Source organism: Nonomuraea typhae, from assembly GCF_009760925.1.
GTDB lineage: Bacteria > Actinomycetota > Actinomycetes > Streptosporangiales > Streptosporangiaceae > Nonomuraea > Nonomuraea typhae.
Genome location: NZ_VRLV01000026.1, coordinates 29,161 through 51,770, shown reverse-complemented (window position 1 = coordinate 51,770; position 22,610 = coordinate 29,161). Strand labels below are relative to the sequence as shown.

20 protein-coding genes and 1 pseudogene are annotated in these 22,610 nt (G+C 66.5%); 12 read left to right on the top strand and 9 right to left on the bottom strand.

Annotated features, from left to right (window positions below; all coding sequences use genetic code 11):
* The first annotated feature begins 465 nt into the window (after positions 1-465).
* On the top strand, positions 466-711 hold the full coding sequence (locus FVE25_RS54790) for a transposase (protein WP_219826035.1): 246 nt from the start codon (positions 466-468) through the stop codon (positions 709-711).
* Positions 712-839: 128 nt separating this feature from the next.
* Here FVE25_RS54790 and FVE25_RS52340 read toward each other — a convergent pair whose 3' ends face one another.
* The 3 genes from FVE25_RS52340 to FVE25_RS52330 all read right to left on the bottom strand — a co-directional run bounded on the left by FVE25_RS52340 (position 840) and on the right by FVE25_RS52330 (position 4,474).
* On the bottom strand, positions 840-2,087 hold the full coding sequence (locus FVE25_RS52340) for a hypothetical protein (RefSeq protein ID WP_157254905.1): 1,248 nt from the start codon (positions 2,085-2,087) through the stop codon (positions 840-842).
* 123 nt (positions 2,088-2,210) lie between these two features.
* Positions 2,211-2,729 carry a hypothetical protein gene (locus FVE25_RS52335; protein WP_157254904.1) on the bottom strand — a complete coding sequence of 173 codons (519 nt, stop codon included), beginning with the start codon at positions 2,727-2,729 and terminating at the stop codon, positions 2,211-2,213.
* A 662-nt stretch (positions 2,730-3,391) separates the two neighbouring features.
* The gene (locus FVE25_RS52330) at positions 3,392-4,474 is read right to left on the bottom strand and encodes a hypothetical protein (protein WP_157254903.1); all 1,083 of its coding nucleotides are present in this window, start codon (positions 4,472-4,474) and stop codon (positions 3,392-3,394) included.
* 426 nt (positions 4,475-4,900) lie between these two features.
* On the opposite strand from FVE25_RS52330, the pseudogene FVE25_RS57305 reads away from it, so the two are divergent.
* Positions 4,901-5,026: pseudogene (locus tag FVE25_RS57305) on the top strand (N-acetyltransferase); the annotation flags it as partial.
* A gap of 91 nt (positions 5,027-5,117) precedes the next feature.
* Here the strand turns inward: FVE25_RS57305 and FVE25_RS52325 are convergent.
* From FVE25_RS52325 to FVE25_RS52315, 3 genes are all read right to left on the bottom strand, one after another.
* Positions 5,118-5,888 (bottom strand): excalibur calcium-binding domain-containing protein, encoded by a 771-nt coding sequence (locus FVE25_RS52325; RefSeq protein ID WP_219826034.1) that lies wholly within the window; start codon positions 5,886-5,888, stop codon positions 5,118-5,120.
* A 214-nt stretch (positions 5,889-6,102) separates the two neighbouring features.
* Positions 6,103-6,375 (bottom strand): hypothetical protein, encoded by a 273-nt coding sequence (locus tag FVE25_RS52320; protein ID WP_157254902.1) that lies wholly within the window; start codon positions 6,373-6,375, stop codon positions 6,103-6,105.
* Positions 6,376-6,913: 538 nt separating this feature from the next.
* Positions 6,914-7,768, bottom strand: coding sequence for an SAM-dependent methyltransferase (locus FVE25_RS52315; protein WP_157254901.1), 855 nt, complete (start codon positions 7,766-7,768; stop codon positions 6,914-6,916).
* A gap of 265 nt (positions 7,769-8,033) precedes the next feature.
* Here FVE25_RS52315 and FVE25_RS52310 point away from each other — a divergent pair, with 265 nt between their 5' ends.
* Positions 8,034-9,206 carry a helix-turn-helix domain-containing protein gene (locus tag FVE25_RS52310; protein WP_157254900.1) on the top strand — a complete coding sequence of 391 codons (1,173 nt, stop codon included), beginning with the start codon at positions 8,034-8,036 and terminating at the stop codon, positions 9,204-9,206.
* Here the strand turns inward: FVE25_RS52310 and FVE25_RS52305 are convergent.
* Complete coding sequence (locus FVE25_RS52305; RefSeq protein ID WP_157254899.1) at positions 9,203-10,030, bottom strand: alpha/beta hydrolase; 828 nt, start codon at positions 10,028-10,030, stop codon at positions 9,203-9,205. The genes FVE25_RS52310 and FVE25_RS52305 overlap by 4 nt on opposite strands.
* A gap of 1,225 nt (positions 10,031-11,255) precedes the next feature.
* Here FVE25_RS52305 and FVE25_RS52300 point away from each other — a divergent pair.
* Positions 11,256-12,326, top strand: coding sequence for an AfsR/SARP family transcriptional regulator (locus tag FVE25_RS52300; RefSeq protein WP_157254898.1), 1,071 nt, complete (start codon positions 11,256-11,258; stop codon positions 12,324-12,326).
* A 50-nt stretch (positions 12,327-12,376) separates the two neighbouring features.
* Here FVE25_RS52300 and FVE25_RS52295 read toward each other — a convergent pair whose 3' ends face one another.
* Positions 12,377-12,766 (bottom strand): hypothetical protein, encoded by a 390-nt coding sequence (locus tag FVE25_RS52295; RefSeq protein WP_157254897.1) that lies wholly within the window; start codon positions 12,764-12,766, stop codon positions 12,377-12,379.
* Between the two features lie 284 nt (positions 12,767-13,050).
* Between FVE25_RS52295 and FVE25_RS52290 the strand changes: the two genes are divergently transcribed.
* Together FVE25_RS52290 and FVE25_RS52285 are read left to right on the top strand one after the other, a co-directional pair.
* Positions 13,051-13,779: an ATP-binding protein gene (locus FVE25_RS52290; RefSeq protein WP_157254896.1), complete on the top strand. Its 729-nt coding sequence runs from the start codon at positions 13,051-13,053 to the stop codon at positions 13,777-13,779.
* A gap of 17 nt (positions 13,780-13,796) precedes the next feature.
* Positions 13,797-14,474 carry a hypothetical protein gene (locus tag FVE25_RS52285; RefSeq protein ID WP_157254895.1) on the top strand — a complete coding sequence of 226 codons (678 nt, stop codon included), beginning with the start codon at positions 13,797-13,799 and terminating at the stop codon, positions 14,472-14,474.
* A gap of 1,119 nt (positions 14,475-15,593) precedes the next feature.
* On the opposite strand, the gene FVE25_RS52280 is transcribed toward FVE25_RS52285, so the two are convergent.
* Positions 15,594-17,036: a hypothetical protein gene (locus tag FVE25_RS52280; RefSeq protein WP_157254894.1), complete on the bottom strand. Its 1,443-nt coding sequence runs from the start codon at positions 17,034-17,036 to the stop codon at positions 15,594-15,596.
* Positions 17,037-17,486: 450 nt separating this feature from the next.
* Between FVE25_RS52280 and FVE25_RS52275 the strand changes: the two genes are divergently transcribed.
* The 6 genes from FVE25_RS52275 to FVE25_RS52250 all read left to right on the top strand — a co-directional run bounded on the left by FVE25_RS52275 (position 17,487) and on the right by FVE25_RS52250 (position 22,526).
* Positions 17,487-18,710, top strand: coding sequence for a hypothetical protein (locus FVE25_RS52275; protein ID WP_157254893.1), 1,224 nt, complete (start codon positions 17,487-17,489; stop codon positions 18,708-18,710).
* 298 nt (positions 18,711-19,008) lie between these two features.
* Entirely contained in the window at positions 19,009-20,013 is a 1,005-nt protein-coding gene (locus tag FVE25_RS52270) for a DUF932 domain-containing protein (protein WP_157254892.1), read from the top strand.
* Between the two features lie 249 nt (positions 20,014-20,262).
* Positions 20,263-20,721, top strand: a complete 459-nt coding sequence (locus tag FVE25_RS52265; protein ID WP_157254891.1) for a hypothetical protein — start codon at positions 20,263-20,265, stop codon at positions 20,719-20,721.
* Between the two features lie 139 nt (positions 20,722-20,860).
* The gene (locus FVE25_RS52260) at positions 20,861-21,475 is read left to right on the top strand and encodes a hypothetical protein (RefSeq protein WP_157254890.1); all 615 of its coding nucleotides are present in this window, start codon (positions 20,861-20,863) and stop codon (positions 21,473-21,475) included.
* Between the two features lie 65 nt (positions 21,476-21,540).
* Positions 21,541-22,095 carry a hypothetical protein gene (locus tag FVE25_RS52255; RefSeq protein ID WP_157254889.1) on the top strand — a complete coding sequence of 185 codons (555 nt, stop codon included), beginning with the start codon at positions 21,541-21,543 and terminating at the stop codon, positions 22,093-22,095.
* Positions 22,092-22,526 (top strand): ParB N-terminal domain-containing protein, encoded by a 435-nt coding sequence (locus FVE25_RS52250; RefSeq protein ID WP_157254888.1) that lies wholly within the window; start codon positions 22,092-22,094, stop codon positions 22,524-22,526. The genes FVE25_RS52255 and FVE25_RS52250 overlap by 4 nt, the downstream gene beginning before the upstream one ends.
* Positions 22,527-22,610: the final 84 nt, after the last annotated feature.

Sequence of the window (22,610 nt, the reverse complement as noted above, 5' to 3'; positions counted from 1 at the left end):
ATCGGCGGGTGCACGGCGAGCTCGCCACGCTCGGCATCAAGGTCGCGCCGTCCACGGTCTGGGAGATCCTCAAGCAGGAAGGCATCGATCCAGCACCCGAGAGAGCCTCCACCACCTGGGCCGACTTCCTGCGCTCGCAAGCCGACGCGCTCTTGGCCTGCGATTTCATCGAGACCGTCACCCTTACCGGGCAGCGCCAGTACATCCTGGCCGTCATCGAGCACGCCACCAGGCGTATTCGTGTGCTCGGCACCACCGCCCATCCGACCGCGGGCTGGGTCAGCCAGGCGATGAGAAACCTCGTCATGGACCTGGAGGACGTGAGCTGCCAGGCACGCTTCCTGATCCGCGACCGGGACGGCAAGTTCCCCGCACTCGTGAACGAGATCCTCGCCGAAGCCGGCATCCAGACCGTGCTCACCGGTATCCGGATGCCGCGAATGAACTCCGTCATGGAACGGTGGGGTGCAGACCTGCCGCCGCGAACTCCTGGACCGCTGCCTGATCTGGAACGAACGTCACCTACGCCACGCCCTGGCCGAGTACGAACGCTTCTACAACGAGCATCGCGCTCATCAGGCCCTCGACCAGGCGGCACCACTCCGCGCCGTCCCCGACCCGATCACCGAACCGGCGCGCCTCATCGCCCTGAACGTCCGCCGACGCGACCGGCTCGGCGGAATCCTCCACGAATACTCACACGCCGCTTGATCTGCACGGACGGAATTTTCGGCAGGCGCAATCTTGCTGCATTGAAGATCACTCAACGCCACCACCGAATACGGGCCAGAGCCCTTCGCGGCGCTGAACACTCCCCCCGGGACATCCCTCAGAGAGGTTCAGCGAATCGCAGCGAGGTTGAGGACAGTAAGTTCCTCACCACCGCCAACGAATCTGGTCCCACAGCGTCTAGCGCCAGGATCAAGGCTGGGCACGGGCCGTTGAGGTTCAGCTTTAGATTCGTGTGTCGTGCTTGAGCCGGTCTCCTCGGCAGGAACTTGAGGGGCGGTTGAACCTGCCGCTGGAGAGCAAACCTGTGTCCGCTTTATATCCGCGTCCCAGTAGATAACTGAGGCGAGCGATGAAGAAGCTCCGAAGGAGAACCCGGACTCAGTGCCGACACCGCCAACCGCTCCACTTGGTGGGTGAAATAGTATAGCGGAGAATTCTTCTTCTTGAGAGGCGTCTGATGTTGACTGCGACTTACCTGAGCGTCCTCTTATGAGCCCGAAGTCGTTACCGAGCGGCTCCATTCCTTGGCGTGTACGTATCATGCCCAGGACCTGTCTCGGTGCAGCAGTCTGTGGCTGGATATTCAGCTCTCCAGAATTGGACGCGAAGCTGCACCATACTGGAGTGCACCGTATACCCTGAGCATCGGATAGTACGCTGATCGGGGCCGCTTGCCCCGAGACGAGATTTACCAACCTTGTTTGTTTGGAACTGGCTGTGCTATGCCTGGGAACGTCGGTGGCCCACGGCCATGAGAGTATATGCAAGCCCTCGCTTCCGAGGATCCTGTGCGGAGCTCCTCCAGCGATACCTATCTCATATACGCCCCCAGAAGAAACGGACCAGACGATCGTTTCTTCGAGGACCTCCAGTCGTTCGATATCACCGGTCATGCCGCTGGTCTCGATGACCTTTGAGGGTACTCCTCCAGAGCGGGGCATAACCCAAACATCTGCCCACTGCTGGTTTGTATTCGGGGTGGCACCCCACCAGGCTATATATTTGGGCGAGACTGCTACATCTTGCACGAAGTAACTGTCTACTCCGCCAGGCTCAGGCATTTTGGCAAGAATGCGACTCTTGGCGGTCTTGACGTTGAATACCTCTAGGCGTCCCGTTTTCTCGAAGGAGGATTCAGCTGCCAGGAGGATCTCGTCAGGCCCGAAGCCTGTGATCGGCCGATACTTCCAGCCGTCGGGAGCCGTGGCAGGTATCTTCGCTACGGCTTGGGGCCACACCTGCGCTGCTGGCGCGATGGTAGGAGAAGCTCCTATTGAACTTCCTGTCGTCACGCGGTCTGCATCGGAGCCGCGGAAGGAAACCAGCAGCGTTGTTGCTGTGATGACGGTGAGCACGCATGCTCCCACGAGCATCGCGGATCTTCCTCGATGTCGGTCGGAGGATTCCCTTAACGGTGCTAATGGCATTGTGGTGCCCTCCTTGCTTGGTGGCGAGTCTACGTGGATTACAGGTCAGCTTTAGCGGAATCGCGGCATCAGCCAGTCCCACGTGCATCGACGGCTTGCGCCTGCATCGCTTGTGCACAGGTTAAAGTACAACTGCCCCGGGTAGTCGGTTCGGCTAGAGAAGTCGATCCATTCGTAGATCGCCACTGAACAAAGGTAGCCGCACGTCACTTCCTCGATCATCGAGTGAGTCACATCCCCGCCCGACCATGTCTCCTCGCTGAGCCAGACCTCGCCGCGGCGTCCGTCCCGTTCTGTGTCCTGGATGTAGCTGCCACTGCCCCGATACCATTCGGCTGTGTCGGCACCAGCCGAACATTTAAAGAAGGCCGTGTCCAGCTCGGTCTTTGTACCAGTCATCGAGCCGGCAGCGAAGTCGGCATAGTAAGTATCTGCTCCGTCCCTGCATGACGCGACCTGGGCAGTTGAGCTGGTTGACGCTAAGGCAGTGAAGGCGCCGAGGGGGAAAATCGAAACAAGGAGCATAACAAGTAATGCGAGACTATTCATTCGCTTGTGGATAAAGTTCAACAGGTACAGCTCCCTTCGCTATTCGTCTTTCACGAGTTGGCCGGACCGGGTTGCGGTCAACCACGAACCCAAGCCGCTACGTGAGTAAGCCAGATGCACATCATGATAGGTGTAGCCGTTTCCGTCGCGTCAACCCGCTCAGCGCCAAAGCTAAGCGGAGAACCGGGAGGTTGAGAATGACACTAGGGAGTCGCGCATTTAATCCATACCATTATGTTTTGCTCTGGAGCGTCCTCGGTAGATCGGACGTGAATTGTTGCCAGTTCTGCAGGAATGGACGTCTTAAAGCGCAGATCTTCGGGATTTGCCGACGTCCGACGAAGGCACGGCGGTATGCTGTCGTTACGATAGGTCCTGTCAATAGGACCTATCCAAGCGGGCCGTAGGTCAAGCGTTGAGAGCTTCCCAGACTCTTCCTTGAAGGTGAATTGTCGATCAACTAGATCGACGGCCGTCACGGTTACTTGCCGGACCTGCACAGGAGCCAACGGGCGGATAAGACCGCCGAGCAAAAAGGCGCCGCCGCCTACGATAGCCAGCGCAGCTATCCAGAGGTAGGTCGCTTGCCGGGTGCCCATGAGCCATTCCGATCTGTACGATCGGAGGTGCGCGGTCAGGCCATGAACGCGCACCCCACGATGCTTGTTCATCCTACGTGCATCTTATGGATAGCACGTCCGGGACGTGTTGTCCGATGAACAGGTCCAATGGCTTCCCCAGTAATTCTCGGTTTCGACGAACTGCCAGCTGCGCGTGTTGGGATTGAATCCGTTGTTGACAGCGAAACCGTTCGTCATCTCTAGGCCCCGCCCACGACTTAGGATCTGGGTGGGGTTTACCAGCCAATTGAGCTGGTAGTCTCCAGTCCCGTTCGTTTGAGGCGTGATGGAGTTGCACTCCAGTGGGAAGGTGATGGTGAACTCAACGACTAGGCTCAGCCCGGCATTGATGTTGCCGCAGTAGTTCGTGGCGCCTTCCGTCGGCCCCCACCGGTGGTACCTGATATTGGATACGGTCGTAGCGTCGGCGTAGCTTCTGAGTTTCATCTGCCGAACGAGGTGAAGCGAGTTTGCCGGCTGAGCGTTGCCCCAACGATAGTACGTGAAGTAGTCGCGCGTGGAGCTACCGTCATCGCGGAGCTTGTATTTCTCTGTGCCGGTATAGAAGGTAACCTGGCCGTCGATCTTCACGGTATAGTTCGCCGTGAAGATCGGTGATCCCTGTGCCCAATCGGGGGCTGCGATGCCGTTCTCGCCAGCGGGCCCGGCCGGCAGAGAGCTTCTGCCGGGGACAGGTTCGCTCGACTCCACTTCGAGGCCGGTGATGGCCCGCGCTTCCTTGGTGCTTCCGCTCCCCCTGTGCTCGACGAGCTGGGTGACCTTGACCTGCTCGACGTCCAGGTCCCGAGGAACAACGAAGTGAAGGTCTCGGTCCAGGTCGATGTACTCGATCTCCTTTGAGGAGACTTGATAACCCAGTTCCCGTTGCTTCTTGATGTGCTCTTGTTTCAGGGCTTCTCGCTCACCGGCGCGTGCATCTGCGATACCTGACCGCTGCTGAGCGGCTTCTTGATCGCGTGCAGCAGTACGGGCGACTTGGAACTGACTCTTGGTGTAGATCCATTCCCGATACCCTGCCTTCGGTAACCAAGGCTCTTCACCGGCCGCTGCGGGCGTGGGTAATCCGAAGGCCATCAGCAGCAGGGCGGCTGCGGATGGTAACCAGAGACGTTTGAGCGCCATCACGGTAGACTCCTCCTTGCTCTTCGGAGCCCCATGGGCAGGCATCATGATCTGCCAGAACCTGGTCCTGCCCGTGGGACTATCTGGCTTCCCCGGCTCGCCGGGCCATCCGCCCCTCGCCGCTAACGAGCCATCCAGACGGTATCAAACGAGGACGTGACGATTCAATGAACATGCATCCTTGACTTCTATGCCTGCCTGTAATATCGCCTTCTATATATTCTCTACATGCCAAGATTGAATCTTAGAGTGAAAATCCAAATTTTCACTTGAGCTGGGTGTACCTTCGGGTGCTTTTCGCTGACAGTAATTGACCAATGACGGTTAATGTCCAAGTTGCCGACTTGGTCCATCGGCAGGGCTGTTGCGTTCTCGCCTGGTGAGACTGCTGCACTCCTGAGCCGGATGGGCACGTAGGGCGCCTGGTGGATCTGGGACATCGTGAGCGACGCCGACAAGCGGGGTCGGGGCTTGGGGCGAAGGGCGATGGTCCTCGGCGAGGAATACGCCCGGGCGGAGGGCGCTCATCCCCTCGGTCTCAGTGTCTTCGGGTTCAACCCCAGCTCGCGCCAGGGCGGTGACGTTGACGATCAAGCGCTGACATGCGAAAGCCCGCCCCGATGGGGCGGGCTCGTCGTGAAGGGGTTCAGTGTTCGCAGACGACGCCGTCGCCGTCGCGGTCCTCGTACCAGGCGCACTCCGGGTCCTTGCCCTTGTAGTAGGGGCCGTACCCCGCGTTGTTCGCCTGCTCGCACGTCTCGAACCTGGGATCGGTCGGGTTCCCAGGCGAAGGAGTCGGGGTGGGGGTCGGGCCAGGCTTGTCGTCGTCTCCGTCGTTGGAAGGCTGATCGTCGCAGGCACCCGACCAGATCCGGAGCTTCTCCTGCTGCGCCTTCTTCTGCTCCGCCCGCATCACCTTGATGTAGAGGTCGTTCGGCTCGAACAGTACGGCCTTGCCGTACCCGTACCGGACGAGGTTGCGGTTGACGAAGACGCCCTTGCCGCTCCACACGTAGAACAGCCTGTCCGTTGCCAGAACTGATGCAGAGGGTCTGACCTGGCCTTCTAGGCTTGGCTCTCGTGCTGTTTCGACTTCTGACAGCATCAAGTCTGCCGACTCATCGTGCAGGAGTAGGACGTCGATGGAGGCGAGCAGCGTGTGATCGTAGGCGTCGCCGGCCTTGGCGAGCATCGCCGGGGATCGGTCCACGCCGATGCGGGTGAGCTGCGGTAGGGCGGTGGCGAGGAGTTGGCCGCCGATGCCGGCCCCGGCGCCGAGATCGACGGCCACTGCGCCCTGGTGCGGGCGCGTGTGCATGGCCTCGGGCAGGATGCCGGCGCGCCAGGTGTGGTCGGCCAGTTCGCCGAGCAACGTGTGATAGTCGTCGGCCAGCGCTTTGTAGGGCTCTGCCGTCATGGTCTGCTCCTTGTAGCCGAGCCAGCGCATCAGAGGGTAGACCCAAGGGTGTTGTGGGCCGCTGGGGACGTAGAAGGGGTGGGTGATGAAGGGATCCAAGGGGGTTTCCTTCGTTGGCAGGGCAGCTGTGGGACGACGTGGGGCGTTCTGCCGTCCCGCGGCTGGGGCCGCCCTGGACCGGGCGGAGGCGAGGGCGGCGCCGGAGGCAAGCGGGTTACCTGCCTTCAGGTGATGCGGGCGCGGCGCGGAACATGTGGGCGAGGTGCTGCTGACAAGACAGCGCAGGGGTCAGCGTCTGGCAGTCGGGGGCGCGGATGACGGATTTGACGCCCGCCTCCTCCATGGGCTTGGTGATCGTGAAGTGAGGCACGGCTCGCCACACCTCGAGGCCGTTCTCGCGAATGCGCATAATGTTCCAGCCCGGGTACTCGCGGCGAAGGGCGCGAAGTTGCAGGTGCGCCCGTGTGGTCGGGTTGTCTCGGCCCATATGTGATCACCGTTTTGTGCTCGTGGCGCGGAGGATGCTGGATTCGGCCATGGGACGGCGGATGAGCGGAGGCAATCGCCGTCCCATGGCCCCTTCACCCCGGCTGGGGAGAGCGCGAGATGAAGCTGCGGCGGATCCGAGACGGGGGATCTCGGCCGTGGCTGAGCGGTCCAGGCTGCTGACGTCAAGACGCGAGGTAGCTGCCCCGGCTACGAGCGGGGACGTTTGCTCGGCCGCGTCTCTCATCGCCCGGCCGCCCTCCACAGGGCTTGGGGAAGCTCTTCACTCAGCACAGGAGGCACAGGCCGTACGCCGTTCCTGGCCGCCCAAAGCCGGCTCTGGTGCTGCGTCTCGCGGATGCACGCCCACAGCGGCTCGGGGTCGTGCAGGTTGCCTGAGTGGTAGACCCCAGCCGTGTTCCAATACCCCCGGTAGAACGCGATGACCAGTTCCTCAATCTGGAGAACAAGCCACCAGCAGCCGGTCTCCAGCTCAAGCTGGTCGGCCCACGCTCGGCCTGTGCGGTCGCGGACCTGCTTCACGGCGCCTCCGCCAGGGATGAGGAGAGCGGCCCGAAGGTCGCAACGGCGGCGAGGAAGTGGGCGCGGCCGACGTCGAGCGACACCGCACTATCGGGTCTCCACACGGACGCCTCCACCAGGCCCGGCTCAAGAAGGTCCAGACCGTCGAAGAACATGGACCTGATCACGTCCATGGAGCGCGGGTAGATGTCGGCCGTGGGCTTATAGTCGGCGATCAACGTGGCCCGCTCCTCCGACGAAAGGAGATCGTCCCGAGCGTGACTGAAGATGAAATACACAGATGGGAAATGGGCCATGTAGCGGCGCAAGATGCTGGCGGGACGTTCCTCGTCCGGTAGGAAATGCGCGAGCGCTGTGGCGATGAGCCCGATGGGCTGGCTACGGTCGAGCAGGCCGGCCTGCTCGTGGTTGAGTACCGCGTCCACGTCCCATGCGTCGCCTTCGATCACGTCGGTGGCGTCGCTCACATGCAGCAGGGCCCGGCCGTGGACCATCACGTGCGGGTCGTTGTCCACGTAGAGGACGCGAGTGTCCTTGTGGTGCCGGATGGCCGTGTCGTACGTGGTTTCGCAGCCGTGCTGCGGCAGACCACATCCCAGATTAAGCCACTGGCGGATGCCGTACTCCGCCGCGCCCATACGGGTAGCGCGGGTGACGAATTGCACGTGGGCGCGGGCGGCCGTGCGGATCTGCTTGGCGGTCTGTTCCAGTTGGTCCAGCACATCGCGATCGGTGGCCAGGTTGTCCTTGCCGCCGGTGGCGGCGTTCCAGACTCGGGCGATGGACGGCCTGGTGAAGTCGTAGAGGCGTTCTTCGGACGCGCTACGCGAAGCCCTTTCGCCGGGGCTCATGAGACTTCCTCGTAGCGGTGCCGCGGGGGCGGGATGGCTTTACTCTTCTGCATGGGTCAGGACCTCGATTCCTGATCAAGGCCCCGGAACTCCCCCCGGTGTTCGCGCGCCGGGGGCCGGGGCCGCCTTTTGTCGTGAGGGCGCTGGTAGAAGCGACCCGCAGGAGTAGCGTCGTCAGTGCCGCCAGTCAGGTCTAGGGGTGGACTGTCCGCAGAGCCGTACGCAAAATTGCGGACAATCATGCGGACAGGACAAGGAGCACCGCATGGGCATAGAGACGTTCGGCGAGGCGCTTCGACGCCTGCGTGCCGGTATGTCCCTTCGTGAGTTGGCCGGCTTGGCCCACTGCAGCAAGACCCATATCGCCGATCTTGAGAGCGGGCGGCGCTTCCCGAGCATGCAGGTCGCTGTGTGTCTTGATAAGGCGCTCGGGGCGGACGGCCAGCTTGTTGCCCTGGCTGACCGGAGGCAACGTGCTGTTCTGTGGCCGGCGGCGAGCATCGCCGCGCTACCACCTGTTGCTGCGCTCCTGGCTGACCTTCGCCGCCTCGTGGATGGCGACGTGGTGGAGGAACTGCGCGTTCAGCTCGAAGCGAGCAAGGCCGAAGACGGCGCCCTCGGCCCGTCAGCGGCTCTGCCCAGGGTGCAGTCCGTGCTCGCGGTTGTACAGCACTCTGTTTGCGAAGTTCGGACTCAGGCTCGGCCCCAACTACTGACTGTGGGAGCGGAGACTGCGGAGTTCGTCGGCTGGTTGTATCGGGATCTTGGAGACCTGTCCACGGCAACGTATTGGTACGACCGGGCAATCGAATGGGCGCAAGAGGCGGACAACGGCCCGATGCAGGGCTACGTGCTGCTGCGGAAATCTCAACTCGCCTATGACCAGCGCGATGCCATGAAGGTGCTTACCTTGGCTGAAGCCGCTGGGCTCGAGCGCTGGCAGTTGCCAAATCAGGTCAGAGCAGAGGTCGCGCAACAGCAAGCCCGTGGCTACGCCATGGTCGGTGAACCGATGGACAGGGTGGAGCGGGCGCTCGGCGAGGCCATCCGATGGCTTGACAGGTTTGAGAGCGACCCTGACAAAGGTGGCACCCAACTAGGCAGCAACTACAGCCTCATCGATCTGAATCTACGAGCCGCTAGTTGCCACATAGAGGCCGGACAACCGGCGCGGGCGGCTGAGCTGTACCACGAGGTCTTGAAAGGCGAGTCGCTATCTCGACGCGACCAGGGGTACTTCCTGGCCCGCTGCTCCTACTCTCTGGCGCTGGCCGGGCAGCCCGATGATGCCGCTGTCGTTGGAATGGAGTCGGTGCAGCTTGCCAACGCCACGAATTCCCTGCGTACGAAACGCGAGCTGGGGCGCGCCGTTCGAGCCCTTGCCCCCTGGGCTACACGGCCCGGGCCGAGGGAACTGGATGAGGCGTTGCGTGCCTAGTGGCGCTTTTGCGTTAGCCACTCGGCTACCGTCCGGATGACGAAGGCTTGCCACTGCTGGCTCTGCGGGTTGAGATATTGCGGGTCATCGTGCACGGCGAAGCCATGCTGTGCACCTTCGATCTCGACCAGCCGGCATGGCGCCCGGAACTGCGGAACCGCAGTTTTGGACTCTTCCACTGGTACGAAGGTGTCCTTCGTGCCGTGCACGATGAGCGTCGGCGCCTTTATCTCGCATAGCACTTCGTGGGGACGTAGCCAGAACACCTCGTTGTAGATCGCCCGTCCGTGCTTGAGAGTGGACGAGTGGAAGAGGTAGCCCTGGGCGCTGAGCTGTGCGGCCGCCTCGTCTGTCAGATAGTCGTTCTGCCAGAAAGGACGGCTGTCGATGGTGCGCTCTTTGTAATTCAGCCGAGGGTTGAGTAGCACCAGGCGGGAGATCTCGTCCGGGTGCTTGGCTGAGTAGTAGGCGGTAACTCCGCCGGTGAAGCTTGTACCGAGAAGGCTCAGACTGGGGGCTCCGATCGTGTCACGGGCGTGTCGCAGCGCGACCCGGATGTCGTTGAGGATGGCTGAAAGCGTCAGTTCTTCCTGCTTGCCCTCGCTCTCCCCGTGACCGCGCAGGTCGAAGCGTAGAGACGCTATGCCGAAGTCGCTGAAACCGGCAGCCAGTCGGTTGAAGAACCCACCCTCGTGGCGCGTCACTCCGCCGCCGTGGACCAGGACGACGGCGTGCTCTGGTGGTTCGCCTGGTGTGACGAGCGTTCCGGCGAGATGGAGGCCGTCGAGCGTACGGAAGGTGATCTCATGCTCCGTTGAAGTCACCTACAGCAGCATAGGCGCGGCCCTGAACCGGTGAAAGCGTTCGCATCGGCGGAGGGAAGAGGCGCTGTTCAGGGCTAGATAAGCGTACGTGCTGGTTCACGACGCGGTCGCGCCGTGGGTTCGCTGGAGGGTTCACCAGCTCGAAGTGACTCCCACGCTCGTCACGGATGATCGTGTGGACGGTCAGCAATATCCCCACCATGACGATCTATATAACGCGAGTGATGTCGCGGACCGGTGCCCCCCTTGCTGAGGTCGAAGAGGTTCGTCTCGGCCTTCTAAGGGGCCGGATGGCCATACTGACGTCGGCGTAGCAGGTGCTCGAGTCGATCCGAGACAGCACTAGTTCCATACGACCGGGATGGTGGCGTGGAGCGGCAGTCGCACAGAGAACAGCAGCAGGGCACTCTTCGCCGAAATGGCGGGGCAGGGGTAGGTAAATCACGCAAATGCAGGCCCCGTTGATCTTGATCATTTATGTTCTCTTTTTGGAGTCTAGCTAGAACGACATAGCGGTAGGTCGGAGGTATATTTGTCAACCCCCTCCGGAGGTTTCCTGATGATTCGGGAGGATCATTCACAAGACGGAATAGTGCGTGGAATCGGGCGATTGCTTCCGTATGCACGTCCAGCAGCCGCAGTCGCAGTCGCGTTCTTCCTCACTGCCTGCCCTTCGACTGGAGCCGCGGCTGAAGCGGAACCGTACTGTCCGCCGGTGTCCCGGCAGGCGCACGAGATATACGACATCGACCTATGGTGTGCCTCGGTGAACGGCGATCTGGACGAGGGCCGTGTGCCGAATTTGGGCGAGCGGCTGGAGCAATCACGCCGCAAGCCCGTGGAGGCGTCGCCCGTTCCGCAGCCCCGGGAAACCTCGAAGTCAGGCGATGCTGTTTCTGAGATCAGGCAGCCCGAGCCCGGGACGCCAGCAACGACAAACGGCAAATCAGGCAAGCCTGATGATCGCACCAAGACGGGCCGGGCACCGGATCTGACGACCGATCCAGAATCCCGCGGGCTGGGTGATCCACAGCCGGAGACGCATGTGATCCCGGTGGCGACGGGAGCTCCGACGCCTGGTCCGGCAACACCGTCCCCTTCCCCTGCTCCCTCGGCGTCGCCCTCGGTTCCGGCACCTTCTCCTGCGCCTCCGCCGGGTGCTGGGGCGGGGCGGCCTGCTGCAGGGCCTCGCTCCGGGGTGACGGGGCCATTGGGGGCGGCGCTGGTGTTCGGTCTGCTGGTGATGGTGCTGGCCGTTGCGCTGATCGCCCAGGTGAGGTCCCGGCTCAGGTCGGCGGGCGTGGGCCCCACAGCGGGCGATGGTCTGCTTCGAGGCGGCCGGAGCGAGCGGGCGACTTCGCAGGTCGGGCTGACTGCTGGTGCTTGCGCTCCTGCCGTCGTACCTGGCGAGGTAAGCACGGCCGGCGACCTGGCGAGCCTGAAGACGGACGCGCCTGCGCCCGCGCAAGGCGGCGAAGGGCCGCAAGCACCCACTCCAGCGGCCGACGCTGCGATAGAGGCAGCGTCGCTCGCGCCGGTGGCGTCGGGCTTCGTGGCGGCGCCCGGTAAGGCCAAGGTCGAGGTGTTCGGGGTGCCGCGGATGGCCTGGGCCGGGAAGGAAGTGGTGTTCGGGCGGGCGGAGGCGCGGGATGTGTTCGCGCTGTTGTCGATCTCGGCGGACGGCGTGCCGGCGGAGGCCATCGTGGAGACGTTGTGGCCGGGTGATGGGGAGCGTGGCGGGCGCCGGTTGGAGTCGGCGGTGCGGGAGATCAACCAGGCGATGCGGCAGGCGAGCGGCTGCGCAAGTGGGGTGCGGTTTGTGATGAAGTCCGGTGAGCGGCGGCTGCTGCCTGCGGCATGGTTCGATGCGGACTTCTGGCGGTTCGGCGAGGCATACCAACGCGCCTCCACCGCGGCTGACGACGTGACCCGAACGGCGGCTTTGCACGAGGCGCTGGCGTTGTATCGGGGGCCGCTGCTGGAGGGTAGCGATGATCTGTGGGTGCTGCCGATACGGCAGGCCGCTCAACGGCAAGCGGTGGATGCGGCCGAGCGGCTGGCCGAGCTGGTGCGCGCGGATGATCAGGGCCGGGCGTTGGACGTTTTGCGGCTGGCGGTGGAGCGCATCGATCCGTACGACGAGATGTTGTGGTGCGAGCTGATGACGATCCAGGCAGAACTCGGTCGTCTGCCTGCGGTCAGGCGCTCGTTCGAGTTGTTGAAGGCGCGGCTGGCGGAGATCGATGCTGTGCCGAGTGCGCAGGCGCGGCAGGTGTATGAGCGGCTCCTTCGCTGATCAGGGCGCGGGAGACAGAGCCAGTGGGTCTTGGTGGCGACGACGGGACCTCACCTGTCCTCGCGCAGGGCGCGCTGGTCTCGTGTCAAGTAGCCCGCGAGCATCTCGGCGGTGAGCAGGTGGATCGGCTGGGTGTCGTAGATGCGGGCCAGCATGCGCAGGGTGGAGATGGAGGGGCGTCGGCCTGCCTGGGGCCAGTTCTCGTAGTCGTAGAGGCGGGACTCGCGTAGTCCCGCGCCGGTGGTGCCGGAGAGCCGGTGAAAGGTCTCGACGGTCTGTGCCGCGGTGAGCCCTGCGGCGTAGCGGTGCAGGCGGAGCGGGGTGGCGGGGTGGTCGAGGGCGAGGATGAGGGCGATCTGGCCGGTGGTGAAGCCGTGCTGGCGTAGGTAGCGGCTGCGGCGTCGGCAGTCGAGCAGGGTCTGGTATCCGGTGCCGGACATGGCCTGGTGTCCCTTCGCGTAGGCGCATAGTTGTGCGCGGCGGCCCCGTGCCTCGGGGTTGGGGGACGGTAGGCGGCCTTGTGGGAGGGGCTCCAGTCTGGGTGTGGGGTGGTCGATGTGCCGGTCGTCGTGGGGGTGGCGGCTGTCGTGGTGGTGTTGCCGCAGGCCGGGGCGGTGTCGGCGTCGGGGGTCGGGTTGGGGGTGTGATTCGGGCGGGGAGGTGGGTGATCGTGATGGCCGCTCCCGGCATCGGGCCGGGATGCGGACCGGAAGGGACACCCTGCATGGACACGCATACGCAGCACACGAGCCTGGCCGAGCTGAGCAGCCCTCTCCATTCGCCGGCCTTCCTCCTTCACCGGCAGGAGCCGGTCGGCGAGGAGTTCCCGGACCTGGCGCCGGGACTGATGATGTCCACACTCCGGGCCGCGCGCTTGTGGGGCGGGATGGCGTGGCGGCGGGCCTTCCCCGGACGCGGCGACCAGTCCGCTCTGGCCCGCGGCATGGTGGGCCAGTTGCTGGCTGACACCGCTCGGGTGGAGGACGCGGTGTGGGTGACGGCTGAACTGGTCAGCAACGCGCTACAGCACTCCTGCTCGGGCCGGGAGCGGGGCTTCTTCGTGGTCGAGGTGCTGCGCGGGGCGGCGTCGGTCCGGATCGTGGTCTATGACCTGGGCGGCGGCCCTGCCCCGGACTTCTCACGGACGCTCGGCACGCTGCCGGAGGCTGAGGAGGGGCGGGGACTGGCAGGGGTGGCCAAGCTCGCGGCCCGGACCGGGGCGGCGGGTGACGAGGTGACCGGGCGTGCGGTCTGGGCTGAGCTGGCCTTGGCCGAGCAAGCGAGGGGATCGGCCTCGGATGTTACGGCGGCCGGTGTCACAGCCGGGCACAATGCCGACGCGCAAGAGCGGGGCGGCACCCGGGAGTTGCTACCCGCCGAAAGACCGGGCTCCGGCCGTCGGGAGGAGGGTGTCCGCCTGGACCCTTCCGCGGCTCTGCGGGAGGCGAGCTGAGGAAGAGGGCGGACCAGGTGTCCGCGTTCGGGCAGGAGCCGTGGGCGCAGGAGGCGCTCGCCGAGCTGCGCCATGACTGGCCCGACTGGGCCTTTCTGGTGGTGGGTTACCGGTGGCTGGCGTTGCGCGGCAAGCAACAGGTGATCAGCGCGAGCGGGCCCCAGGAGTTGCGGTACGCCCTGCCACCCCTCCCGCCGGAGCGACCCGAGCCGGGTTCGGCCGAGGCGGTTCCGGCGTTCGGCTCGGCGTCGCCTGGCCCGGTCGATCATGGTGTGCCCGGGCCCGGACAGGTGAGGCTGCCGACGTTGGCCGAGCTGCTGCACGGTGCGCCCGGCGTGAGCTGGACCAGGGCGAGCACGCCACCCTCGACCACGGTGCCCACGTCAGGCGCGGGCGCACACCCGGATGATGCGGGTGGGGGCGATGGTGCCGGTGCGGGGCTGAGCGGCCCGCTGACAGCCGCAGCGCCGCCGCCGGGGGTGATGACGGCGGAACGGTCGGTGACGGATACGTGGGCCGTTGCAGGCATGGGCGTGGGCGGGGCGCGGGTGGCGTGGTGGCAGGCCGGGTGGTGGCCCTGGGGCCGGGGTCGCGGCCGGCCGCGACCAAACTCACCGGTGGGGAAGTCGCTGCTTCGGCGAGCCGGGCCGGGCCTGCGGGCGGTGGTCGGCGTCGTCATGGCCGTACCCGGCTGAGACCCGCAGTGGCGGTGAGGCCGGCCGCGGCCTGAGGGTCGGGTCGGGTCGCGTCCCGGTGCGGGGGCCGGGGCGGGGCTTGACAGCTGGGGTGCAGGTGGGCGTCGATACCGGTCCGCCCGCCCGTCCGGTGCGGAGGGGGGCCGGGTGGGCGGGAGTAGGGGGTGGGTTCGCCTCGTGTTGGGGATGAGGCGAACCCACCGCATCTCCTCCCGATCCGGCCGGGCTCTTGCCTCAGGAGGGTGAGAAAATGGGGGCAGACTTCCGTTCTGGAAATTGGGGTAGCGTTCCGGTGCGCGGTAAAGATTGCTACCCCTAGCAGGGGTCGTTTTCGCAGGTCTTCCCGTTTTCGGACAGTGCGTTGGGCGGCCCGACTCGTCTATAGACGACTCCTTTGAATATGTGTGCGCGCGTCCTTGTGGATGCCTGCACCATCTTCTGTTCTCTCCTTGCGCCTCTGCGTCTCCGTCCCGTCTTCCTTTCACCAGCAGTTGCCGGCCCGCGGCCAGGCCACGGGCCGGCCCTCGCGCTGACCTCGCTGTGAACGTCGAGCCGAACCTCCGAACGAGCAGGCGACGCGGGTCCCGGCGGTGCGGTCCCGGCCGGGTGGGGTGCCCTGGAACCACTCCCGGCCCCGGAGTCGGCGGGCCGTGGAATCCCGCCGGGAAGCTTTACCTTTGGCCGCGAGATAAAGTCCCGCACCCCTTTTTCGTCGACGTTATCGAGATAAAATGGGAATGTCAGTGAAAAAGAGGTAGAAAGGCGGAAGAAATGGCGTGTAACGCGAATGAATTCGACGGTCAATTCATGGCGGTTGCGGCGGCGGATGTCCGTCCTACGGATGTGGTGCTGAACCCCGCCCGCTACGTCACGCGGACGGCGGACCTACCCGCCGGGGTGATCGACATCTTCCGTCCGGCTGACCCGTCGCGGGCGTGTGACGGGTCCGACGCCGGGGCGGGGGAACCGTGCGGGGTGGGGTGTTTGGGGTTGGCGGCGTTGGATGACGCCACCGGGTACGGGTTCGCCGATGTGGACTGACCGGGCCGGGCATGCGTACGGCCCCGGTGCCGCCGTGGGGGCGGTGCCGGGGCCGTGGGCATACCCCGGGGGAGGGGGTTATGCGGTGGCGGGCGTCGCGGCGCTGTCAGGCGCTTCCGTGCCGTCCGTGCCGTCCGTGCCGTCCGTGCCGTCCGTGCCGTCCGTGCCGTCCGTGCCGTCCGTGCCGTCCGTGCCGTCCGTGGTGTCGGGTGTGGCGGGGGTGGGCGGGTGGATGGCGAGATGTGCGGCGATCAGGTCGGCGACTTCGGTGGGCGGGGTGTCGTTGGGGAGGTCGGTGGTCGGGCAGGCGTCGCCGGGGGTGGTGTGGCCGAGGTAGGTCCATCGGATGGTGAGGGGCGGTGCGGGGGCGGTGGCGGGGTTGGGGTTGATCGGGATGATCACCTCGACGAGATGGCCTTCGGGCGAGCGGTAGTCCAGGCCGTAGGCGTCGTGTAGCACGGCGCGGGCGTGGTTGGCGTCGTAGTAGTGGCCCTGTGTGTGCCGGTGGTAGCCGTGGGCGCGGAGGGCGCGGGTGTAGGGCAGGGTGCCGGGCATGTAGGAGGCGATGACGTCGATGCTGAGGTGGTGGTCGCCGAGGATGTCGGTCATGTCGCGGGCGATCATCTCGAAGTCGGGCTGGTCGAACATGCACGCGTCACAGGTGCGGGCGTGGTTGCAGGTGTCGCACGGGCTGAGGGTGAACATCTCCTCGTAGAGGCAGATTTCTAGCAGGGTGCCGTCGTCGCCGCGTTCGGGGCGGGCGATGACGGGGTGGGCGTGATCGTCGTTCCACATGATCGCCCACCCCGGCCCGTGCGCGGCGAGCGCGCGGGCGTAGGCGGGGGCGATCGTGAGCTGCTCGGGGGTGTCGGGGAAACCGGTGTCGTTGCGGTGGCGGTAGGCGTCGGTGGTGTGGGGGGTGAGTCCGGCGGCGGTGACGATCAGCGCGGCGACGGCGGCGGGCGGGGTCCGGCGCGGCACGGTCGCGGTGTAGGCGGGTGCCGGGGCAGCCCCGGTGTTCGGGCGGGGGATCGTGATGGTGATCGGGGACCGGGCGTCACGGAAGTAGGGCGTGGACAGGGTGGCGACGGCCCCACCCGGCATCAGGTAGCGGGTGACGACGTCCCCGGTGGCGGGGTCGAGGTCGCTGAGGTGCTCGCGGTGGATGCCGTAGGGGCGTAGGGCGGCGGTGTAGGGGCCGCTGACACTCATGAGCGACTCGATCTGCCGCCGACCTTCGAGGCGTAGGCGGGCGGTTTCGGTGACGCTGTCGGCGATGATGTCCAGGGTGCACGGCACGCCGGGCCGGGCGTCGTTGGCCAGGGTGGCGGCGATCTCTTCCTGAGTGGTGATCTCCAGCAGGGTGCCGTCGTCGGCCATCGCGCCGGGCCCGATGAACACATCCTGTCCGTCCCACATCAGGACATGGCCGGGGCCGGTGTCGACCAGCCCTCGTAGGTGGGCGCGTTCCACGGTGATGATGTCGGCGGTGTCGGCGGCGGCGTTGGTGTTCGGTGTCATGCGGGTGTGCCCTTTCGTCGTGGCCCCGGAATGGCGCGGCGCGTTATTCCGGTGCGGTATTCCGGCGGTGTTTCCCGCCTAATTCCATGGACGCTCGACCCCGGCATTGATGTCAACCCGAATGCGTATTCACCTCGAAGATTCTTCAAGAATGCATTCGGGCAATTGGGCATCGTCCGCCGTCGTCGTCTCATTAGGTGAAGAGCCGGGCCGGCCCGGGATGTCAAGTCGAAACCGGATCCTTCTCGCGAGATGTTTTCGCAGATCAATGGTTATCTTGTTAGGGCAGCCTCTCCAGCCGTCAGGGTGACAATATTAGTGGCCGGGTCGGCTTGCCAGACGCGTTATTGACGAGGGATGGTCGTGACACAAACGAAAAACACCGGCCCGCACCGGGGCCGGGAATTCGATCGGAAAGGGTGTCACACAATGGCTATTCACACCCCGGAAATGACCGCCACCGAAACCGTTTCCGCCGATGCGGAAATCGCCGTTACCGGCCCGGCTGACGCCGCGCCCCTGACGGCCCCTGACAGCCCCGACGCCGCCGCCCCGGTCACTGACCCGGCGACGGATGGGGACGGGCGTGTGGGGGCGGTGTGGGCGGCGCTGACCGCCGAGCCCGGCGGGTCGGTCACGATGATCGGGGCGGCGGCCGACCTGAGCCGGGTGGTCGCGGGCAAGATCCTCGGCCAGCTCGAAGCCGACGGGCACGCCCGCCGTGAGCCGGGCGTGAACGACGGCGGACGCGGGCGCGCGGCTGACCGGTGGTACCCGATCACGACGGACCCCGCCGACTCCCCGGCGGACACCGTCGCACCGACCGACACCGCCGACGTGCCCGCACCGACCCCCGAAACGCCGGACGCCGCACCCGACGAGACCCCCACAGACGCTACGGACGCCACGGACGCCACGGACGCGGACGAGGTACCCGCTTCGGAGGGGAAGGTTCCCCCGTCCGCCGCCGTTGCGGCCGACCCCGCCCCGGCGGATGAGCCGACCAATGACGAGGAGGACGTTGTCGACGACGAGGGGGCGACGGGTCAGGACTCAGCCGGGATCGACGACGAACTCGACTCGATTCCCGACGCCGACACCGACGAGCTGGAGTCTGAGCCGGTGGCGGATGACCCGGCGTGGGCGCGCGCTCACGCCGAACTGACCGAGCTCGCCAATCTCTTCGGTGGGGTGCTCACGGCGAAAGAGGAGGGGAACGAGGTGATGGCGTTGGGGTGCCTGGAGATGGCGATGACGAAGGTCGTCTCGGCGCACCGCAGTGCGCGGGCGGCGCTGACCGGCACCGCCACCCCGGCCCGTGCGGCATCGGTGGCCCATCCGGGGGCCGGTGGCGGCGCGGGTACGGGTGGCAGCACCCGGCCGGGTGCGTTGCGGGAGGAGATTTACGCGCACCTGCTCGAGTTCCCCGGCAAGGAGTTCAGCCCGCATGACATGTCCAAGGCGTTGGGCGGTCGTTCGTCCGGCGCGGTGGCCAACGCCCTGGACCGGTTGGTTCAGCTCGGGGACGCGGTGCTGACCACGGAGCGGCCCCGCCGATTCGCGCTCGCCCCCACCGTCAACCACGCCCCGGCCAACGCCCCCGCCGTGGCCCCGGCCGATCCCGCCGACGCTATCGCCGGGGACGGCGGGGCGGCTGACACCTACGGCGACTGAGCGGGGGCGCGGGCGGGCCGCCCTGACCGGCCCGCCCACCCCCGGCCCGGTAGCGGGCGGGACACCCCTACAGCCCCGCACGCCACCCCCACACAACCAACCCGCCCCGCACGGCCCCACCGTCCGGGGCACCCGGCCACGCGCCGGACGGGCACCCGTAGTCCGCACGGATCACCGCCCACCGGCCCGCACCGTGCCGGGGCCCGCACCCCCACAGCACCTATCGCGGCATCGCGTCTGTTCCGCATGCCCGCACACCACAACGCCGCACGTCGGCACCTCAGGAAGGAACACCGTCATGGCTCACGAAATCGAAGTCTTCGCCAACGGTTCGGCCGGGTTCGCCGCCGCCGGAAAGCCCGGCTGGCATGGGCTCGGCTACACCGCGCCCGGCCCGATGACCGCCGAGAAACTGCTGTCCAATGCCCAGCTCGCCGGGTGGAACGTGCGCAAGCTGCCGGTCGGCCAGGTGATGGACCCGGTCACCGGCCAGCCGGTCGTCACGGACGAGGACTTCCTGACGGTGCGGACCAACCCGGTGACTGGCAAGCCCGAACGTCTCGGCAGAGTCGGCAAGGAGTATCAGCCCCTGCAAAACGAAGAAGTCTGTGACTTCCTCCAGACGCTGGTGGATGAGTCGGGGGCGGTCTTCGACACCGGCGGTTCGCTGAACGGCGGGCGGCGGGTGTTCGTCACCATGCGGCTGCCGGAGCCGCTCATGGTCGGTGGGTTCGATCAGATCGACCTGTACCTGGCGGCGTTCTCCCGCCATGACGGATGGGGCGCGTTCACCACGGTGGCCACCCCGGTGCGGGTGGTGTGCGCGAACACCGAACGCGCGGCGCTGGCCAACCACGCCTCCAGGTTCACCGTCCGGCATACCGGCAACGTGGCCGGGCGCATCGCCGAGGCGCGTGAGGCGCTGAAACTCACGTGGAAGCACGGGGAAGCGTTCGCCGCCGAGGCCGAGAAGCTCCTCGCGGTACCGATGGACCGCAAGGAATTCCGGCAGTTCGCCACCCGGCTCCACCCGCTACCGGCGGACGCGAAGGACCTGACCAAGCGCAATCACGACCTGACCATGCGGGAGCTGGAGTACCTGTTCAACGAGGCCCCCACCCAGGAGCCGATCCGTAACACCCGGTGGGCGGCCTACAACGCGGTGACCGAGCGGCTGGACCACAAGAGCCCCGTCTTCGGCAGCCGCGACATTGCCACCGTGCGCGCCGAGCGCTCCCTGCTCGACGACCACGACAACGCCAAGATCAAAGCCCGCGCCTTCCGGCTGCTGGCCACCGCCTAGCGCACCCGGCGTCCGGTACGGCCCCGGCACGTGGGCCGTACCGGAACCCGTCGGGCGGCACAGCATCACGCGGGCGTACGGCCCGCCACACGCCCCGGCGCGGCCCGACCCCGGCACCTACCCCGGTCTGGTGCCCGCGCCGCTACCCCGCACCGGCCCCACCCCCGGTACGCACCAGCGGCCCGGCCCCAGGTGCCCAACAGCCACCCATCACGCCCCGTCACCCCGACGGTGAAGGAGATCATCACCATGAGTCGACTCGAAGACCTTGTCATCCAGTACGCCACCAACGCCCGCCACGCGCTGAGCGAGGCTCTCGACCGTGTCTGTTCCCTTGATGACGAGGGAAAACTGGGTGACTACGACCTGGGCCGGATCGCGGACCGCTACCACCTGATGACCTGGTGGCAGGAGGTCACCGATCTCACCCACGGTATCGAGGACACCGTCGACGGCGGAACCGCCGTGTTGACCGTGCGGCAGCGCGCCCAGCAGTTCCTGCTGGAGGCCCGCACCCCCTACGGCGGGGCCTTCGCGCTGGCCATGGCCGAATCACGCCGCGCCGCCGCCCAGAGCTTCCTCGACAAAACCCGGCAACTCGCCGACGCCCTCACCCCACCGCACACGCCAGCCGCTCGCCCAGACGACACCTACGGCGGACACGCCGGGCCCCTGCCCGACCCGTGGACCTCACCCCCCGTCTTCTAGCCCCGGCCGGGATGCGGCAGTGACCTCATCTCCCGTCCGCCCGGCAGCGCGGGGACCGCCCCGTGCTGTCGTCCCGGGACGGCCCACCCATGACCTCACCTCTGGCAAGTCCATGTCACCGACGAAAGGACCACCTTCCATGGACAACCTGCACCCACCCGGCCCCCTTCCCCCCTACGGCGCGCCCGGCCGCGCCGCGACCGCTTCGGACCTCACCGCCGCCGAACCGGTCGAGGAGGCAGGGTGCTCGGTCGATGAGCTGACCGCCGAGAAGATCACCTCCGCCCGGCACGCCTACTACACGGCGGCGGCCGAGGCCGTCGTCGCCCTGCAGAACGGGGAGTTTCTCTCCGCCGAGCAGGTGTTCGCCGCGACCTACGCCCAGACCAGCCGCGCCTGGTGGGACGTGGTCGACGGACAGATCACCCTGAGGAGGCTGGCCTGCGACCACGCGTTGCGGCGCGTGCGCTCCATGGCCCGCCACTTCCTGACGAACGAGGCCCCCGCCAGACGGCCGGGAACCCTGTTCGATCATGCCCTCGCCCACGCCGCCCGCATGGCCGCCCGGGACTTCCTCACCGCCAGCGGCGAACTCCTGGCCCAGCACCTGGCCACCGAGCCCGGCGACGGAGCCGACCATCCGGGGCCGGTCCTGCCGGTAAGCCACCCCGTCCCCGGCCACCCGGCCGCATCCCCGGCCGCATCCCCGGCCGCGTGCCCGGCGCAGCCCCCGACAACGGCGCACACGCCGTGAATCCCCAACCGGCCCCGTCAGCGTCGCCCGGCGTTGATGTCACCACCCCACGGAAGGACGCCCTTGTGAACGACCACCCGCAGCACCCCGACACCCCGAAACCCGCACCCGACACCGAACCCGACACCACCCCCATCACCGTGCCCGCGCCGGGCGAGGCGCTGTCGGTGGAGGCGATCATCGAGCAGGCCCGCACGACGCGGCGGCGCAGCAGCGAGGACCTCGCCCGGAAGCTGGACCGGGGGGAGTACCTGAGCGGCGAGGAGTTCTACGACACCCTGCGCGCCCAGACGCTCGCGACGTGGTGGCTGCTGGTCGAGCGGCACATCCGACACGTGGGCGGCGGCCTGCCCCTGGAGCAGACGCTGGCCAAGTTCGTATGCTGGATCAGCTCCTACCTCGACAACAACGACGCCACACCGGATGTCGCCCTGTCCGTGGGCGTCCTCGGGCCGGAGATCGAGCACGAGTTCGCCCTCATTCACTTCAACCGGGCCTGGGCCCTGATCCGGCGAGACGCGGCCCGGACCTTCCGGGCTCAAGTCGAGGCACTCGCGCCGGCCTCCACGGGGCCCGAGCAGGCTCCCTCCAGCTCGGCCGGGCAGGAGCCGACGGCATGAGCGGCCACACCGCCAGCGGGGAACCCGCCACCGCCGCCTCGCAGCCGGGTACGAGGGTTTCCGCATCTGGGCGGGCCGACCGTTCGCGGGTGGAGTTCTTCCAGATGATGGCCTGGCGATGGGACATCACCATCGCCAAGAAGCTCACTGAGGGCCGTGCGCCGGAGGGCCGGATCGAACCCCGGGAATGGGCAGGCATGCTCCAGCTGGTTTCCATCAACCGGGAGCACGCCGCCCAGACGGATGTGTCCGTGCCGTTGATCGTGGCCACGGTGCCGAACGGCGGCATGCTGATCATCGACGGCTGGCACCGCCTCTATAAGGCGCTGACCACCGGAGTATCCGAGCTGTCGGCCGTGGTGCTGACGGCTGAGGAGGAACTCGCCTGCCGGATGCACGGCGGGGAGAAGGGCCAGGGCTACCTGAGGTAGCGCCTGAGCCGGTGGCATAGGGGGTATGCCCCGCCCAGCACAATTGCAGTGTGCTGGCCGGGGCATACCTCCTGCACCACCGGC